Source organism: Rhodococcus sp. NPDC076796, from assembly GCF_040702765.1.
In the GTDB taxonomy this organism is placed as follows: Bacteria; Actinomycetota; Actinomycetes; order Mycobacteriales; family Mycobacteriaceae; genus Rhodococcoides.
Genome location: NZ_JBFBMS010000001.1, coordinates 1,006,979 through 1,023,301, shown reverse-complemented (window position 1 = coordinate 1,023,301; position 16,323 = coordinate 1,006,979). Strand labels below are relative to the sequence as shown.

Annotated in this window: 21 protein-coding genes and 1 pseudogene; 14 read left to right on the top strand and 8 right to left on the bottom strand. The window is 61.7% G+C overall.

The window, feature by feature from the left end:
* The first annotated feature begins 20 nt into the window (after positions 1 to 20).
* On the top strand, positions 21 to 1,358 hold the full coding sequence (locus tag AB0366_RS04795; RefSeq protein WP_366242908.1) for a diguanylate cyclase: 1,338 nt from the start codon (positions 21 to 23) through the stop codon (positions 1,356 to 1,358).
* A gap of 74 nt (positions 1,359 to 1,432) precedes the next feature.
* Here AB0366_RS04795 and AB0366_RS04790 read toward each other — a convergent pair whose 3' ends face one another.
* The gene (locus tag AB0366_RS04790) at positions 1,433 to 1,726 is read right to left on the bottom strand and encodes a hypothetical protein (RefSeq protein ID WP_366242907.1); all 294 of its coding nucleotides are present in this window, start codon (positions 1,724 to 1,726) and stop codon (positions 1,433 to 1,435) included.
* A gap of 93 nt (positions 1,727 to 1,819) precedes the next feature.
* Between AB0366_RS04790 and AB0366_RS04785 the strand changes: the two genes are divergently transcribed.
* Positions 1,820 to 2,032 (top strand): hypothetical protein, encoded by a 213-nt coding sequence (locus AB0366_RS04785; protein ID WP_366242906.1) that lies wholly within the window; start codon positions 1,820 to 1,822, stop codon positions 2,030 to 2,032.
* A gap of 22 nt (positions 2,033 to 2,054) precedes the next feature.
* Here AB0366_RS04785 and AB0366_RS04780 read toward each other — a convergent pair whose 3' ends face one another.
* On the bottom strand, positions 2,055 to 2,936 hold the full coding sequence (locus tag AB0366_RS04780; protein WP_366242905.1) for a type IV toxin-antitoxin system AbiEi family antitoxin domain-containing protein: 882 nt from the start codon (positions 2,934 to 2,936) through the stop codon (positions 2,055 to 2,057).
* 93 nt (positions 2,937 to 3,029) lie between these two features.
* Here AB0366_RS04780 and AB0366_RS04775 point away from each other — a divergent pair, with 93 nt between their 5' ends.
* Together AB0366_RS04775 and AB0366_RS04770 are read left to right on the top strand one after the other, a co-directional pair.
* Entirely contained in the window at positions 3,030 to 3,452 is a 423-nt protein-coding gene (locus AB0366_RS04775) for a hypothetical protein (RefSeq protein WP_121871141.1), read from the top strand.
* A gap of 131 nt (positions 3,453 to 3,583) precedes the next feature.
* A complete protein-coding gene (locus AB0366_RS04770; protein WP_366242904.1) occupies positions 3,584 to 4,045 on the top strand; it encodes an SRPBCC domain-containing protein in 462 nt (153 codons plus the stop codon).
* Positions 4,046 to 4,081: 36 nt separating this feature from the next.
* Here AB0366_RS04770 and AB0366_RS04765 read toward each other — a convergent pair whose 3' ends face one another.
* Positions 4,082 to 4,567 (bottom strand): hypothetical protein, encoded by a 486-nt coding sequence (locus tag AB0366_RS04765; protein WP_366242903.1) that lies wholly within the window; start codon positions 4,565 to 4,567, stop codon positions 4,082 to 4,084.
* Positions 4,568 to 4,807: 240 nt separating this feature from the next.
* Between AB0366_RS04765 and AB0366_RS04760 the strand changes: the two genes are divergently transcribed.
* Positions 4,808 to 6,403 carry an ABC-F family ATP-binding cassette domain-containing protein gene (locus AB0366_RS04760; RefSeq protein WP_366242902.1) on the top strand — a complete coding sequence of 532 codons (1,596 nt, stop codon included), beginning with the start codon at positions 4,808 to 4,810 and terminating at the stop codon, positions 6,401 to 6,403.
* 17 nt (positions 6,404 to 6,420) lie between these two features.
* Complete coding sequence (locus tag AB0366_RS04755; RefSeq protein ID WP_366242901.1) at positions 6,421 to 6,855, top strand: SgcJ/EcaC family oxidoreductase; 435 nt, start codon at positions 6,421 to 6,423, stop codon at positions 6,853 to 6,855.
* 44 nt (positions 6,856 to 6,899) lie between these two features.
* Here the strand turns inward: AB0366_RS04755 and AB0366_RS04750 are convergent, their stop codons facing one another.
* Positions 6,900 to 7,232 carry a hypothetical protein gene (locus AB0366_RS04750; RefSeq protein ID WP_366242900.1) on the bottom strand — a complete coding sequence of 111 codons (333 nt, stop codon included), beginning with the start codon at positions 7,230 to 7,232 and terminating at the stop codon, positions 6,900 to 6,902.
* Between the two features lie 41 nt (positions 7,233 to 7,273).
* Here AB0366_RS04750 and lepB point away from each other — a divergent pair, with 41 nt between their 5' ends.
* The gene (gene lepB / locus AB0366_RS04745; RefSeq protein ID WP_366242899.1) at positions 7,274 to 8,011 is read left to right on the top strand and encodes a signal peptidase I; all 738 of its coding nucleotides are present in this window, start codon (positions 7,274 to 7,276) and stop codon (positions 8,009 to 8,011) included.
* On the opposite strand, the gene AB0366_RS04740 is transcribed toward lepB, so the two are convergent.
* Together AB0366_RS04740 and AB0366_RS04735 are read right to left on the bottom strand one after the other, a co-directional pair.
* A complete protein-coding gene (locus AB0366_RS04740) occupies positions 8,012 to 8,383 on the bottom strand; it encodes a PLD nuclease N-terminal domain-containing protein (RefSeq protein WP_094613338.1) in 372 nt (123 codons plus the stop codon).
* 217 nt (positions 8,384 to 8,600) lie between these two features.
* On the bottom strand, positions 8,601 to 9,938 hold the full coding sequence (locus tag AB0366_RS04735; protein ID WP_366242898.1) for a glycosyltransferase 87 family protein: 1,338 nt from the start codon (positions 9,936 to 9,938) through the stop codon (positions 8,601 to 8,603).
* Between the two features lie 286 nt (positions 9,939 to 10,224).
* Between AB0366_RS04735 and AB0366_RS04730 the strand changes: the two genes are divergently transcribed.
* From AB0366_RS04730 to AB0366_RS04715, 4 genes are all read left to right on the top strand, one after another.
* The gene (locus tag AB0366_RS04730; protein WP_366242897.1) at positions 10,225 to 10,794 is read left to right on the top strand and encodes a cysteine hydrolase family protein; all 570 of its coding nucleotides are present in this window, start codon (positions 10,225 to 10,227) and stop codon (positions 10,792 to 10,794) included.
* A 12-nt stretch (positions 10,795 to 10,806) separates the two neighbouring features.
* On the top strand, positions 10,807 to 11,361 hold the full coding sequence (locus tag AB0366_RS04725; protein WP_366242896.1) for a hypothetical protein: 555 nt from the start codon (positions 10,807 to 10,809) through the stop codon (positions 11,359 to 11,361).
* Positions 11,362 to 11,552: 191 nt separating this feature from the next.
* A complete protein-coding gene (locus AB0366_RS04720) occupies positions 11,553 to 11,957 on the top strand; it encodes a hypothetical protein (RefSeq protein WP_366242895.1) in 405 nt (134 codons plus the stop codon).
* A gap of 3 nt (positions 11,958 to 11,960) precedes the next feature.
* Positions 11,961 to 12,296 (top strand): hypothetical protein, encoded by a 336-nt coding sequence (locus tag AB0366_RS04715; protein ID WP_366242894.1) that lies wholly within the window; start codon positions 11,961 to 11,963, stop codon positions 12,294 to 12,296.
* 57 nt (positions 12,297 to 12,353) lie between these two features.
* Here AB0366_RS04715 and soxR read toward each other — a convergent pair whose 3' ends face one another.
* The gene (gene soxR, locus AB0366_RS04710) at positions 12,354 to 12,857 is read right to left on the bottom strand and encodes a redox-sensitive transcriptional activator SoxR (protein WP_366242893.1); all 504 of its coding nucleotides are present in this window, start codon (positions 12,855 to 12,857) and stop codon (positions 12,354 to 12,356) included.
* Between the two features lie 97 nt (positions 12,858 to 12,954).
* On the opposite strand from soxR, the gene AB0366_RS04705 reads away from it, so the two are divergent.
* The 3 genes from AB0366_RS04705 to AB0366_RS04695 are packed head-to-tail and all read left to right on the top strand — an operon-like array spanning position 12,955 to position 15,874.
* Complete coding sequence (locus AB0366_RS04705; RefSeq protein ID WP_366242892.1) at positions 12,955 to 13,587, top strand: DsbA family protein; 633 nt, start codon at positions 12,955 to 12,957, stop codon at positions 13,585 to 13,587.
* Entirely contained in the window at positions 13,584 to 14,516 is a 933-nt protein-coding gene (locus AB0366_RS04700) for an NADP-dependent oxidoreductase (RefSeq protein WP_366242891.1), read from the top strand. Before AB0366_RS04705 ends, AB0366_RS04700 begins: the two co-directional genes overlap by 4 nt.
* Positions 14,516 to 15,874, top strand: a complete 1,359-nt coding sequence (locus AB0366_RS04695; RefSeq protein WP_366242890.1) for an MFS transporter — start codon at positions 14,516 to 14,518, stop codon at positions 15,872 to 15,874. Before AB0366_RS04700 ends, AB0366_RS04695 begins: the two co-directional genes overlap by 1 nt.
* A gap of 93 nt (positions 15,875 to 15,967) precedes the next feature.
* Here the strand turns inward: AB0366_RS04695 and AB0366_RS04690 are convergent.
* A pseudogene (locus tag AB0366_RS04690) lies at positions 15,968 to 16,312 on the bottom strand (helix-turn-helix domain-containing protein); the annotation flags it as partial.
* Between the last annotated feature and the right edge of the window lie 11 nt (positions 16,313 to 16,323).

Sequence of the window (16,323 nt, the reverse complement as noted above, 5' to 3'; positions counted from 1 at the left end):
ACATACACACGTGTGCGCAAGTGCGCACTCATAATGGGTTCGGGTGTCGGGTTCTTCGTGCCCGGTTCACTCGACCAGCCGCACGTGAACGGGCATTTTTCGGTACATTCGGGACACAATCGAGCATCCGGGGGTGGTTCACGGCCGACGCATTTGTGGAGAGTGCGTGCCGAGCCATCAATCAGTTGCCCTCGATGATCGGATACTGGGATCGCTCGCAGCAGAACGTTTTCGCCAATCGGGTCTACGCCGAGTACTACGGCATCGAGCCGTCACGAATGCTCGGCATGCACATCAGCGAACTGTTCGGCGAGACTCTGTACGGGCTGAACTCGCCCTACATAACCGCGGCGCTCGCAGGTGAACAGCAACAGTTCGACCGCACGCTCATCGATGTCCACGGCGCGGTTCGCGTCACGCAGGCCACCTACGTTCCCGACATCGTCGACGACACCGTAGTCGGATTCACCGAATTGGTGGTCGATATCAGCGCCCGTGCCGAAGTGGAACGGCAACGTGACCGAGCGATCCGGCTGTTCCAGATCGCGATGGAGAACGCCCCGATCGGCAAAGCCGTTCTGACAGTGGACGGACGCTGGTTGCAGGTGAACAAGGCCCTGTGCGAACTGTTGGGATACACCGCGGAAGAGTTGCAGCAGAAAACCTTTCGCGACCTCACTCATCCCGACGACATCCCCATCGCGGACGAACACCTTCGCGCGTTGGCAGAAGGAACCCTGACCACCGTCGCGTCGGAGAAGCGGTACGTCCGGAAGGACGGTGCAACCATCTGGGTGCAGCGAAATGCCACACTCGTACGCGACAGCGAAGCCGGCGACGTGATCATCGCGCAGATCCAGGACATCACCGCACGAAAAACAGCCGAAGCCGACCTCGAACGACAAGTGCTGATCGACGACTTGACCGGGCTGGCGAATCGTCGACGATTGATGGCCGAACTGCACTCGCTCAGGGAGTCGGCAGGCGACCGCCCCGTCGGAATACTGTTCGTGGACGTCGACGGCTTCAAGTCCATCAACGACCGATTCGGCCATGCAGTGGGGGACACCGTGCTGCAGGGAATCGGTCGGCGCATCCTCGACAACGTCCGCTCGGACGACGTCGCCTGCCGCATCGGAGGAGACGAATTCGTCGTCCTGCTGCGCAGTGCCCGCTCACTCGAAGGAGTCGAGCGACTGGCCGAACGAGTCGTCGGCCTACTCGCCGGGCCGTACGACATCGCCGGGGCCGCAATCCAGGTGACAGTGAGCGTCGGATGGAGCTGGGAGCCGACCACCAGCCCCGACAACCTTCTCCGCATCGCAGACGAACGAATGTATTCCTCGAAGCGCGCCTGAGATCGGGATCAATGTGGGTTTCAGTCGCTCAGAATGCAACAGAGTCGCATTGATTCGCTGGAGCGGGGCGCACTTCAGAGCCGTGTGGGCCGAGCACCCAGCGGCGACGCAGGGGTAGGCCCGCGGTTCTTACGTGAATCGACTCGATACGCGATGTAGAGATACAGGAAGCCGGTGATGGCACCGCCCAGACACCCTGCCGCAGTGTCGAGAGCCGTCGAACCCGAGTCGACTATCAACTGGATCAGAAGGAAGCCGATACCGACTGCGGGGGCAAGAGCCAGTGCATTGATGTAATCGGCTCGGGTTGCGCCGCACTTCTTGCTCAGAGCCCCGGTCATGACCCACTTGCGAAATGGCTTCTGCATCTCGGCCTCCGGTTTGGTGTGGTCCACTTTGCCCGTTTTCTCCACGGTACCGGATAGTTCGCGTCGCTGACGATGTCGTGGGAGGGTGCAGGTATGCGTGCTCTGGTGTTCCTCGCGGTCCTCGCAATTCTGTACAAGTGGCCTCTGTTCGGAGACAGTCCCGGCCAGTGGTCGGCACTGCTGCAGGGCGTCATGTTCGGCGCGATCATCAGCACCGCGGTGACGCCCGCGGGATGGAAGGCGATCCGACGCATCAAGGGTCGACTCGACGGGTCGTACAGTCCGCCACGGTCCCCGCGGCCATGAAATCGGGTGCAGCTGACCGCGCTCAGCGCGGCTGGCTGCACCGGATTCGATCGAGAGTGGCGACAATTTCGGCGATCACACGATCCATGTCTTCGGTCAGGTCGATCCAGGTGTAGCGAAGGATCGTCCAGCTCTGAATCATTCCGTTCTGCCTGGTCCGATCCCGTTGGAATGCATCGTGATCGGAGTGAAATGCCCAGCCGTCGATTTCGATGGCGACCATCTCGGCGAGGAACGCGATGTCGAGTTCGTAGTCGCCCCATCGATAGTTGACCACCCAGCCGCTGATCTTGCGGGCCCGGAACTCTCCGATCAAGAGTCGCTCTCCCTCGGAGCGGGCACCATTCGCTGCGATCTTCAGTAGCCGCTTCGCTTCGGGAGCACCGGTGCGACCGGGGTTTCGCGCATGGGCTTGCTGCAATCGCCCGAGGTCGGTGTGGCGCTGAAGTGCCCGATCCATGATGTGCGCCTTGCCGATCGAGGCTTCGAGAACAGTGAGTTCGAGAGACGTGACCTGAAGCCCGCGGCGCTCGACGATGTCCTTGCTGTGGATATCGCGGCGGCGGAGTCGGCATCCTTCGGCGCGGCTGCGCCCCTTGCGCGGGGTGGTGACCTCGATGATGTTCGGCATCTCGGCTATCACCCGATGCCAGAAGGCCGCGGCTTCCCCGCTGAGCACAGCGTTCTGCCCCGCACCCCACACCGCGCACCGAATGCGCGCGTCCGCAGTGAACGGGCGGTCGACGACGAAGTACACCGCTCGGTGAATCGTTCGCCACGCACCCGCGCGCACCAAACGGTCCACGGCATCGCCGCTCAGGCCGCAGAACCCCGCCTGCGCGCGAGTGATCACGCCGTCGTGCTGCGCCAACCATTCATCGAGCATGTCCACTTGGACGTTCACTGCGCCGGAGCGGTTCCGCGGAGCGAATCGGGTGCACTGGACCGCGCTCAGCGCGGCTGGCTGCACCGGATTCTGTGTGTTTGAGTTATCTGCATGGATTGGGTCGCCAAAGAGCTTTGCGTCGCAGCGGCCAGTGGTGCGTGTACGGCTGCGGCGCTCATCTGGTCGAGTGCCAACGGTCGGTGGTGGGACCTGACCCTTCCTGCTGTGATCGGCGCAGTGGTCGGACTGATCGTTGGCCTCGTCGCGGTCGCAGGTGGGCATTACGCAGCGCGGACTGCGGTGTTCTGGCCGCCGCGCACTCGCAACCGGTGGAGACATCGATTCGCGCTGTGTTCGGCAGCGGCCGTGATGCTGGTGGTTGGGGGACTGCTCGCCTGGGCCGAGGCGGCATCGGGAAATCCTTCTCTGCACCCGGAGTCGTTGATAATGCTCGCAACACTGACGTCTGTGAGCTATGCATTCGCGTACCTTCTCGCGCCTGCGGATCCAGCGAAGCTGGGGCCCACCGCTTGAACGTCAGACGCTTGCGGTCGGTCGGACTACTGTCATGCCTTGGTAGGCGCGCGGTCGTCGTGTCGGGTCGTACGCAACAAGGGCGGATACGGATGGAAGTCTCGGAGGAACTCGAGGATGCGGAGTAGCGAGTGAGCCCGGAGTTCGATTTCGAGCCGGATCTATCACGCGTCGAAGTGGGCAGTTTTTACGCCCAGCAACCGGAGGCTGTCTGGAACGCGATCACCGATCCGGCAGCGCTCGAGCGGTGGTTGATGCCGTCGACCGGGTACATGGGTGCCATCGTCGGTTCTCACTTCCTGTTGTCCGTTCCGTCGAGTTCGTCGGCCGAAATCGCGTGTGAAGTGTTGGCGACTACTCCCGACAGAGCCATGACCTGGAGCTGGATGGACCTGCGCTCGGTTCGCCCCGTGCGATGGTTCTTGAGCTGGGAGGTCCATTCACATGGGCGTGGTACTCGGCTGCTGTTGACACACAGTGGTTTCGATGTAGACGACAAGCGGCAGGTCATGGCGCGCAACGCATTTGCGCGAGGGTGGAATCAAGTCCTATCGACCAAATTGCCCGACGTCTTGGCTCGACCTCAGTTATAGCCCACCGCTCGCTCGGTCCGCGAAATCCACCTCGGCTCACGAGCAGGTGTCGGGGCCATCGAGCGCCCGGACTATTCCGCAGGCGTAGGCGCGGGAGACCTTCCACGCGTTGTCGAACCGCACGAAGGGAATGGGACCGACCGAATAGGGTTCGAGGCCGCGGAACGATCCTCTTCCGCTTGCATCGACGGTGTCCGGGCCGGTGACTTCGACTGTAGTGAAGTCGATGTGTTGTGGATTCGGCTGCGCACCCCAGGCGCGCGCGAGCGACACGTTGCGTTCGGTGGGACCGTCGAACAGTCGCGCCCGATCCTCCTCCCGTACCGAATAGTTCAGGCTGGCTGCAAGCAAGGCGGTCAACTGCTCGGCGCTGGGAAAGGCATCGGTGACAGGCGGTGGGGGAGCAGCAAACTGCGTCGACCGAACCGATGCGATCGGTAGTCGAGGTTCGTCGACTACGACAGGTGCGCAGGCGCAGCCGAAGACAACCAGGGTGATTGCTCCGAATCCGGCTCTTCTCACCGGAACAGTATGGACCGATGCTTGCCGAGGCCGCCAGCAGCTGACGAAAAAATCGATGGCGGACCGCCGACTCGGCTTGCTACCGTGCCGGCATGCATTTGATCTTCGAATGACGGTCTTCATCGGCGAGTCGAACGTGGGGAACTACCCGCGTTCGACCGTGCCGTCGATTCCGGACCTACCCGGTCCGTCCGTCATTCACGCGCAGTTATGTTGCTGCGCTTATTCTTCGGAGATCTCATGGCATATTCTGCAACTATCCCTGCGCGCGCCGACGCGCAACTCATCGCCTCCGACATCGCAGTCGCCTTCGGCGGCTCACCGGTGTTGACCGGTGTCGACATCGCTGTGACACCCGTATCTCGGTGGGCAATCGTGGGCGAGAACGGACGCGGAAAGTCCACCCTCCTTCACGTCCTGGCCGGACGGTTGACGCCCGACTCGGGAACCGTGTCACGCGTCGGGACCCTCGGTGTTGCCGAGCAAGAGATGGTCACCGCGGACGAACGCACTGTCGGAGAGGTCCTTCGCGAATCCATCGCCGAGTCGATATCGGCGTTGGCGAAGCTGGACTCGGCATCGAACGAATTGACCTCTGGCGGAGCAGAAGCCGAACAGAGGTACACATCAGCGTTGGAGCGCGTCGAGGCTCTCGACGCATGGGACGCCGAGCGGCGACTGGACATTGCGCTCGACGGACTCGGAGCAGTGACCGACAGATGCCGAGTTCTTTCCACACTGTCTGTTGGACAACGTTACCGAGTGCGACTCGCCTGCTTGCTCGGCGGAGATCACGACTTTCTGCTCCTCGACGAACCGACCAATCACCTCGACCGAGCCGGCCTGGACTATCTGACCGGACGGCTTCGAGATCGGGCCGGTGGCGTCGTAGTGGTCAGTCACGACCGAGCTCTTGTCTCCGATGTAGCGCAACAGATTCTGGATCTCGATCCGACTCCGGACGGTCGACCACGCGCCTACGGTGACGGCTATGCCAGCTATCGGGCCGGTCGCGCTGCCGAGCGGATCGCGTGGGAGCAGGAGTACGAACAGCAGTTGGCGATGACCGTCAAGCTCCGCGAGGATCTGAGCAAAGCACAGAACAAGCTGGTCAGCAGCTGGAGGCCGAGCAAAGGTACGAACAAGCATCAACGAGCCACGCGTGCAGGCGGTCTCGTACGAAACGTGCACCGCAGGCAGGAGGACCTGGAATCTCAGCTGCTCCCTGTTCCGGAACCACCTCAACAACTACGGTTTCCGAGGATCGTTGCAAGGCGGGGAACGTTTTTGGTTGCCGAACATGTGATGGTGGAGGGGCGACTGGGTGTGCCTGTATCGCTGACCCTGTCGGCAGGCGTCAAGCAGGTGGTGACGGGGCCGAACGGATCCGGGAAGTCCACACTCCTGTCCGTGCTCGCGGGACACGAGAACCCGACGGCCGGTCAGGTGCGGGCAGCGCACGACGCGCGAGTCGTTCTGCTGCGTCAGGAATCGGCACTACCGCCGGAAAGTCGAGCGGGAGAGTACTTTCGATCGCGCTTCGACGGGACGGTCTCGTTGTCTTCGCTCGGCCTACTGCGGTCACAAGAGATGAACAAGCGGATCGGCGAACTGTCGATGGGTCAACATCGCCGCCTCGACCTCGCACTGGCTCTCGCCCGCCGGCCGAGCGTTCTGCTGCTCGACGAGCCGACCAATCACCTGTCCATCGCGCTGGTCGACGAATTGACCCAAGCCCTCGACGCGACCGATGCCGCGGTGGTGGTGTCCACACACGATCGACAGATGTTGCGAGACACAAATTCCTGGGAAACTCTTGACCTCGAGTGCGGTTGATGTTGTGGAGTGTCGACATGACTATATCGATCGCACCTCCGCACCCGTCGGAAGACGATGTGGACGAACTCGTAGCCCGTGTCGCTGAACTGGAGCGGACCCAACGGACCGAAGACGTGGAGGGTTTTCTTGCGTTGTTCGACGCGGATGCTGTGTGGGTGAGCGCCGCGGGCGTTCGATTGATCGGTCGGCGACAGATCGAGGAATTCACCAGCAGGGTGCTTCCGGGGGCATTCGCAGACGGATCGGTTCGGTACGACGTCGAACACATCCGATTCATCACCGGCGACGTCGTGCTGACAGGGGTCAACCAGGAGTATCTGGATGCTGCCGGACGACCCATGTCGCCCCCGGTCAAAGGACGCCCGAGTTACATCTGGCGCAGGCAGGATGGTGAGTGGTACATCGCCAGTGGTCAAAACACACTTGTCCCGACAGAAGGAACCGACTGATTTTCGTCAGCTACGGGTAAACCTGGAACAAGGAAGCAGCCGACTCACCGTCCCGGGGCCGGCAAGTGTCGATTGTGCGTCAAGGCTATGACTATGACTGGAATTGCAACTGGCGCAACGAGAGTTGCGATGGTGAGAATGATCGATGGCCAGGGTGCGGTGTAATCCCACGTCGCATTCATGACGATCAGCGCAGCGACGAGAGCTGCAGTCTGAGCTCCCACTCGAAGCGCTGTGGCTGCGAACGGGGAACGGACTGCAAATCTCCCGATGATCATCGGGAGATGGTGGCCTTCGTTGACGCGCGACAGTTGTCTCGTCGCGACGGTCATCATCACCGCGCCGAGGACAGCGACCACAAGGCCCAGAAACAACATGCTCAGTACGTTACGCAACTGCCGGGCTCTAGGCTGCCAGGATGGCAACGGCACGCGATCCGCAGCGACGCAGAGTCCCGTCCTGGCTTCGCGAGATCGCAGTCCTCGTCGTCGTTGCGCTGGTGTTGAGCGTTTCTCTGCAGACTTTCGTCGGTCGCGTGTACTTCATACCGTCCGAGTCCATGGAACCGACGCTGCACGGGTGCGCGGGATGTACGGGCGATTGGATCGTTGTGGACAAGATGACCTTTCGCTTCGGTGACCCGGAGCCGGGCGATGTGGTGGTGTTCCGTGCACCGACCTCGTCGTGGAACGTCGGGTACAGCTCCGGGCGGTCGACCGACCCGATAGCGAAGGCGCTACAAGACGCCGGTTCGTGGGCTGGACTGGTTGCACCCGACGAGAACGACCTCGTCAAACGGGTCATCGCCACCGGTGGGCAAACCGTGCAGTGCTGCGATGCGCAAGGTCGCGTCGAGGTGGATGGTCAGCCGCTCGACGAGCCATACGTCGTCATGGACTTCCCGTTCGTCGAGAACACGCTCACCTGCGAGACCACGCCCCAATCCGGACGCTGCTTCGGGCCGGTGACCGTGCCCACCGGAAGTCTCTGGGTGATGGGCGACAACCGCAGCGGTTCAGCCGATTCCAGAGCTCACCGCAAAGACGAACTGGGCGGCACTGTCCCCGGCGGAGATGTCATCGGCAAAGCGCGACTGATCGTGCTGCCGCCGTCGCGGTGGGGCACCATCGAGTCGCCGTCGATTCGGCAACACTGATCAGAATCCGAGATCTCGCTTGCGACGCTCGCGCTCGAGTCGACGTTGTTCCTCAGCGCGCTCTCGGCATTGCCGAAGAAATTCCGCATCGGCATCCGGATTTTGCGCCGCCTGACGACCAGGGCGCGTCTCGTACTCCGGAAACGCAGAATTACTCGCCCGCCGGTTGCCGCCGCCGGAACCTCCCCAGATTCCGCCACCTATCGGACGCCCCGCGAACAACCATGCCAACGAGCCGGCCAACGGGAGAAACACCACCAACAGCAGCCACACGATCTTCGGGAGGAAGCGCACTCCACCGTCGTCGGCCGTGATCACGTCGATCAGACAGAACACCCACAGCAACATCACCAGCAGACCGAGATACGGCATGTGATCCTCCATGTTCAAGACCGTTCGGTCTGATGTACCGAGCATCGTAGCGGGGTTGTCGCGAATTCAACAGTTGTGGCCTCGACATGGTCGTACGGGGCTGTCCCCTCCCATCGGGGTGTGTAGTAGACGGCGCCAAGCTCGTTGGCGGTCGAAATCGGGTGCATCTGACCGCGGTGAGCGCGGTCAGATGCACCCGATTCGGCCTATGGTCGGTTCAGTGCAGCGATCGGTGCCGAGAGTGACGAAGGGTCGAGATCAGAGTGAGTGTCACTGTTCCCAGAAATACCGCCGGGTAGGTGAATTGAACGGCCGCCTCGAAGGCACGGGACCCCTCGAACATGAAGATTCCGATTGCCTTGATGCCGCGGTAGTCGGTGAAGTACCAGGCAATCATGGGCAAAGTGGCCGCTACTGGTGCCAGCCAGCTCCACCACGTGCGGTGTCGATTCGCGTAGTCGAGGGCGACGATGGTCAACGGTATGCACCACACCCAGTGATGCCCCCACGCGAATGGTGAGACCATCGGCGTTGCGAGTCCGCAGATCACCAACGCCAGCAACGTCTTACCCGCTCGGTGAGCCCGCGCAGCTGTCCACAATGCCAGGGCGGTGATGGCTGCGGCACAGAGAAGCCACACCAGGAACGGCGGCGTGTGGCCGGGCCACAACCGCGCCAGTGCGCCGTGGATCGACTGGTTCGCCGGTGATGCCAGTGCCCCGATCCGCTCGGAGTCGACCATGGTCGTGGTCCAGAACTTCCAGGAATCGGAGGGGATGACCAAGAATCCGGCTGCAACGGTGATCGTGAAAGCGGCACCCGCGGTGAACGCCGCACGCCACCGTCTGATAGTCAGCAGGTAGAGCACGAAGAAGGCGGGCGTCAGCTTGAGGCCCGCGGCAATTCCCACACCGGCACCGCGGAGACGACTACCTTCCCCCCGGCTGAGATCGAGCAGAACCAACACGAGCAACAGCAGGTTGATCTGCCCGAGCCAGATGGTCATCCGTACCGGTTCGAGCCATGTGAACGCAATTGCCATCGGTGCGCTGACGAGATACATTCCGCCGCTGCGATACCCGAGAGCACGCCAGCTCAGAACAACCGCGGCGTAGACCAGCAGAACATTGATCACCTGCAGCACGGTCACGGCACTCGTCACGGTGAGCAATGCCAGCGGGGTGAAGAACAAGGCCGCGAACGGCGGGTAGGTGAACGGCAATCCGATGTCGAACAACGCGAACTCGTACAGGGGCTGGCCTTGCAGAACGACGTCGCCGCCGTGTCTGTAGACAATGGTGTCGATTCCGTTGCCGAAAAGACCGAACGGAACCGTCCACCCCAGGAAGAACGCATGCGCTGCGATCGCGATGCACGCTGCAAGTGCCGAACCTGCCAGCCACCACCGACCGAAACGATTCGGTGTGATGTGCGCAGATGAGTCCGGTGCGCCCGGAACGACCTGTGCTCGTGCGTCTCCGGTGATCGATCGTTGCTGAGCGTGCGTGCGCTGTCCAGTTCTGGTCCGTAGCGGCGTGAAGCTGGACGACGTCATGCATGTGACGATAGAACGTGCCGGTTACAACAACGGATTCGACACGGACTGACTGGTCGCTTTATGGTCTCGTCTGCGCGGCGAGCTGAATGCAGACCCTGAATTGGAGCCGCATCCAGACCTTGGACTCGTTTCCAGCGGTCAAAAAGACACTCCGTTGGTATCGGTGATGGTTCGACGAGTTGCGTTTCACGTCAGCAGAATCGGCATTGGCGGCTTTGGGGGGGGCGTGCAACCCGTCGAGTTGGATATTCGGCAGTAGGCACCTCGTCGTATCCTTGGCCGCATGGGCGCAGCGCAGATCGACCTTCGAAGGCCCGCTCTGATCGTTGTCGATGTACAGGCGGGATTCGACGATGCCGAGTTCTGGGGTCCGCGGGACAACCCGTCGTGCGAGGGCAATATCGCTGCCCTCGTTCGCTTGTGGCGGTCCGAGTCATGGCCGGTGGTGTTCGTTCGACACGACTCCGACAACCCTCTGTCTCCGTTGTCACCGAGTAGTTCCGGGCATGCGTTCAAGGACGTTATCGAAGGAAGTCCAGATCTGCTGATCAACAAACGAGTCAATTCGAGCTTCTACGGCACCCCTGATCTCCATGCCTGGCTGGGTGCCGAGGGCATCGACCAGGTCGTCATCTGTGGGATCACGACAAATCATTGCTGCGAGACGACGGCTCGGATGGCCGGAAACCTTGGATACGACACGTACTTCGTCATCGACGCCACACACACCTTCGATCGCGTCGGGCACGACGGAACGACCGTGTCCGCCGCCACCTTGTCGGCCATCACCGCGACGAACCTGCACGGGGAATTCGCAACTGTTGTCATGACAGGAGACCTGCTCTCGGACTGAAGAAGGTGCGCAATGGAAGTGACAGGGCGACTGTCCCCGGACGAGTTCTGGGAACACACGAGCGAACTCGAGAGCCGAGTGCTTTCGGAAGCTCGGCAGGTTCGCGTGTTCGGGCTGAAGGAGTGGATCGGCCCCATCATGATCGGGGACTGGGGATGGGTGGACGACAGGCTCTCATCCGCCGGACTGGTGCACGGCACCCCTGACGGCGACCTGTCCTTGCAGATCAGCACGGTGGTCGGAGATCCTCGGCGGGAGGTGGTTCGAGCGATCGAACGCGCTACCGGAATTTCCCCGAGGGAGCCCGACTACGAGAACCGGCACCGGGCAGTCCGGGACTCGCCCGGGGTCGCTGTGTCGATACCCTGCGACGGCGTGAGCGTCGAGTTCTCGAAGTGGGGTGGACCCGACCGATGGTGGGCCGCCGGCGGGGTCGACGGCGTCTCGATCGTCATCGAAAGTCGAAACTACCCGGTCGAAGATGTCGCTCTGATCGAAACCGATGATGTGAAGCCCTATCTGGAGGGATGGCGAGACTACATGCGACGCGTTCGAGGTGGAATCTAGTCGGTCGTGCGTCTACTTCGATTGTGCACCAACGTGAGTCGAACCAGGTGGGTATCGCGAGGGCGGTCGAACGGCGAGACAGAACTGGCAGAATCGCGGCCCTCGGTACCAACGCCTGCCGACATTCGAGCCGTTTGATACCGTTCGGTATGGCGAATGGGCGGACGGCTGTGGGTCTGGCGGGACCAATCGTGTTGCTGTACCTGGGTTACTTTGCTTCGGTCCCCACCCTCCAGGCGTTCGTTCGCGGGCTGTTCGAGCCGCGGTTGAACTGGGCCGAGATCGGTTGGGGTGGAACGATTGTGTTCGCATTCATGGTCGTTGCAGGACTGGTTGCATGCGTCGCGGCGGTACGGATGCTCGTCGACTCGCCGCGATTTCCCGGAATCGTGGCGACCTCGGGTTCGTCTATCGGCCGAAAGATCGATTTGATTGGTGTCACTCTGATCGGGTGCGCAGTCGTCGTGATCTCGCTGATGGGTGGGGGCCTGACACTCGGATTCTTCGCTCCCATCGTCACTGCGTGGTTGTGCGTCAACACGATTCGAAACTATAGAGCGCTATCCAAGTCCGGCCGAGCTGTAGCGGGACGGTGATCCGTGAACACTGCGCTCGCTCTCGGGCTGATCGTGGGAATTTTCGCGTTCGGCTTCGGCTCGTCAGTCGGGTTGCGAGGCAAAGTTCTCTATCCGGACTACTACGGCAGCGACGTACCGGACCGGGTGAAGACCACCCCACACCTGCGTGCACGGGCGAACAGGCTGTTCGTGATCTGCGGTGTCGCTGCCGCCATTTGGCTGCTGGCTCCGTTGCTTTGGATATTCTCCGACTTCCAGCGCGAAATAACGACGTGGGAGTTGGCCGGGCTGGCAGCCTATGTGTTCGTCGCTGTGGTGATCGGTGGCTACCCGTTCGCCAAAATCAAGACCTTGTGACCATGTCGATTGGTGACTCTTGTTGCCGAAGGCACGTCGCTCGTTCCACGATCACGATCACGAAAACAGCGAGGTTTCGGTTCCTGTGCGTGTCGTCGATTGCGTCATCCGGGCTGTGAGGCGTCGTGCTCCCGTACCTTGTTGTCCGAGAATGTCATTGGGGTTCGAGTAGGGGCACGATGTCAGCGACAGGCATCCGCATCCGATGCAGTCGGAGAAGTTGTCTCGCAGCGCAGTCAATTCTTCGATGCGAGCAGTGAGTTCGTCGCGCCACTGTCGAGATATCCGCGCCCAATCGCGTTTTCCCGGTATGGCCTGTTCCGGCAGTTGGTCGAGCGCATCCTTGATCTTCTCCAGGGACACGCCGAGACGCTGAGCTGTTCTGATGAAGGCGATAACCCGCAGCACGTCGCGCCGGTACTCCCGACGGTTTCCGCTCGTGCGGCGACTGGAAATCAATCCAACCTGTTCGTAGTAGTGCAGGGCCGATACTGCGACCCCGGCACGTTCTGCGACCTGGCCTGGCTTGAGCCATACCGCGTCCGCATCCAGTTGTGTCATGACCTGCCCCTCCGGATTCGCTCACTCGCCTTGACGTCAAGTGCACTTGATGAAGTGCACTGTACATCGCAGTCTTCAGCGAGGTCAGGAGAGACAATTGACGACAACGATCACGAATTGGGCGGACCTACGGTGCCCGTGGTGCTGGATTGGGCATCGACAACTGGGCCGGGCACTCGGCCATCTCGAATCCGGCACGCGGGTCGAGTACAGGAGCTTTCTGCTCGAACCCGCCGGTCCAACTCGCTCCGGCATCACCGTTCGGGAAGCGGCGCTGTCCTCGTGGGGCTTCGACGAAGCACGATGGGCGGCTCACAGCAGGAAGATCGTGGCGGGCGGTACATCGGAATCGCTCACCATCAACATCGACACCGCGTTGGTAGTCGACTCACGCAATGCGCACCGACTGCTGAAGCTGGTGGCGGATCGAGAGTTGAGCAGATTCGAGGCGTGGGATTCCTTGTATTCGAGGCACTTCGAGTTCAACGACGATATCGCGGATTGGACGGTGCTCCGCTCGGTCGGCGAACAGGTGGGCCTGGCGGGCGGCGACATCACGATGCTCGTAGAGACCGACGAGTACTCGGCCGCTGTCGACGACGACATTCGCGATGCGGCCGCGCTCGGCATCAGCTCGATTCCGACTGTTCTTGCCGATTCGGTAAGAATCACTGGTGATCCGAGCGTCGGTCTTGATCGGATCGAAGGCCGCCCGGCGGTTGGCCGATGATCAACACGATGCGCGCCGTTGCGATCGACGAACACGGACCCGCATCGGTGCTGAAGACCAGAACGCTTGCCCGGCCGACTCCGAATCCTGGAGAGGTGTTGGTCAAGGTTCGAGTGGCCGGTGTGCAACTGACCGATGCGGCGATTCGGGAAGGGTGGGTACCGCCGGGCGCGAAGATCGAGTTTCCGCAGATTCTCGGCAACGAATTTGCGGGAACCGTCGAGGCGCTCGGTGCAGATGTCCACCAGTTCGCGGTCGGTGACGACGTCCTGGGATATCGAGTTCTCGGCTGCTACGCGGAGAACGTGAGCGTTCCGACCGACCAGATTGTAGCCAAGCCCTCTCACGTTTCCTGGCGCACGGCGGGGTCGCTGTCCGCGTCGGGTCAGACGGCCCACACCGCCCTGGAACGGTTGGGCGCGCGGGCAGGTGAAACTTTGCTGGTCCATGGGGCAGCGGGTGGGGTGGGTTCGATGGCGGTTCAGTTGGCGCTTCATCGAGGCCTGCGGGTGATTGGCACGGCAAGTCGAGACAACCACCCGTATCTGGAGCAGATGGGCGCAGTCGCAGTAACTTACGGTGAGGGTCAGATCGAACGAATCGTGGCAGCGGCTCCGGAGGGAGTCGATTTGGTGCTCGACGCGGCCGGACATGAGAACCTGGGCACCGCAGTCGATCTGACGTCCGACCGTTCCCGCATTGGAACGATCGTCGACATGGCACTGGCAAAAGAGCTCGAGTGCCAATGGATTTCGAGCGATCGATCGGCCGAGCGTCTGCGCGAACTCGTCGATCTGTGCGCTACCGGACAGTTGCGCGTCACAGTCAGGGCCGCGTACTTGCTCGACGAGGCCGGCCAGGCGCATCGTGACGTCGAGACCGGACACGGGCGCGGCAAGGTCGTGTTGCTCGTCGATGAAGGAAGCTGATGACCGACAGGGTGGACCGTCCTCCGAACCTGCTGTCGGGAGAGCATCGGCCGCTGATTATCGGCCTGCTGGGAACGATGACGTTCATTGCGTTCGAGTCGTTCGCAATCACCACTGCTCTGCCTGTGATCGTCGATGACTTTGGTGCCGATCGCTGGTATTCACTCGCGTATGCCTCGACACTGACCGCAGCTCTGGTGGGGATGACCATTGGGGGAAATTGGGCCGACCGACGCGGTGTCAGGGTCCCGATGGCAGTGGGCGGTACTGCCTTTCTCATCGGGATTGCGCTCTGTGTGGTGGCACCCACGATCGAGCTCTTCGTGGCAGGCCGGCTGCTGCAGGGATTCGGCGGCGGAATCAACTCTGTCGTCCTGTACGTAGTTATTGCACAATGCATCCCAGCCGAGCTGCATTCTCGAACCTTCGGGCTGTTGACGGCTGCGTGGCTTCTACCCGGAATCTCGGGACCGCTGCTCGCCGGTGTACTCGTCGAGTTCGTCGGTTGGCGAACGGTGTTCGCGCTGGCTTTGGTCGGATCCGGGGTGTCCTTGATATTGCTGCTTGTTGCGGTCCGTGGTTCGGTCCAGTTACGTAATGGCACAGCAGTATTCGGAAGTCGAGGAAGATGGGCCATGGTTGCAGCGGCGGGCGTGCTCGCGCTGCACCTCGCCGGTCAGCAAACAGTTCCCATTCTTGTCCTGGGCAGCTTGTGCGCCGTTTCGCTGATCGGGTTGTCGGCAACACGCCTTCTTCCCCAGGGCACGTTCAGGATTCGACCGGGCATTCCTCGAGCGACCGTGCTGCGCGGATTGCTGGGTGCGACCGTTGCGGCAACGGACATCTATCTGCCTCTCTACCTCCAGCGCCAGCTCGGCTACAGTCCCAGTTCGTCCGGCTTGATCGTTGCCCTCGGAGCGATCGGATGGATTTTCGGAGCCTGGCTGCAGGGTAGAAGCTCCGGCGGCGACGGTGGTTCCGCTCTGGTACCGAGAGCGGTAGTGCTGGTGTTCGTCGGTCCTGTCGGCGCGTGGCTGTTCGTCGCCGGAGCGATACCGGTACCTGCGCTGGTGGTCGCATGCATTGTCATGGGAACAGGTATGGGGCTGGCGTACCCGCGAATCACCGCCACTGTTCTGGCGGAGTCGACGGAGGCCGAATACGGTGCCAACAGTTCCGGTTTGCAGATTTCGGAGTCGATGAACCAATCGATCCTGATCGCGGTGTCAGGAGCGGTGTTGTCGCTCGCGATCGCGCACGAGTTCCTGATCGCCTACACGCTGATTGCTGGTGTCGGCGGTGCCGCCGTTCTCGTTGCGCGTCGACCCGCCTCGAACCTGAGACGGAGTCACTGCTGACGCGTCGTCGAATACTGCCCGAGCGTGGGCAATTCGTTGCTGATTGTGTTCGGTCCATTCGACGAGAGCTTGGATGGTTCCCAGCAACGTTCGGCCCAGGTCCGAGAGTCGGTATTCGACGCGCGGAGGAATTTCGGGGTACATGCGCCGGTCGATCAAGCCGTCGCGCTCGAGGTTGCGCAGAGTCACGGTCAACATGCGAGTGCTGATCCCGTCGATCTCTCGTCGAAGTTCGCCGAATCGAAAGGTTTGCTCGTCCAACAACGCGATCACCAGAAGGGACCACTTGTCGGCGACACGATCGAGAATCTGCCTGACGCCACAGTCCTCGCGGGCATCCCATTGGTACGCGTCACGGCCATCGCGGCAACATCCGTCGGCCACCTGGTCACTTCCCTGCGGGGAACCGACTGACTCCAAAGTGCCTTCTTGTGTCATGCACTCATGAT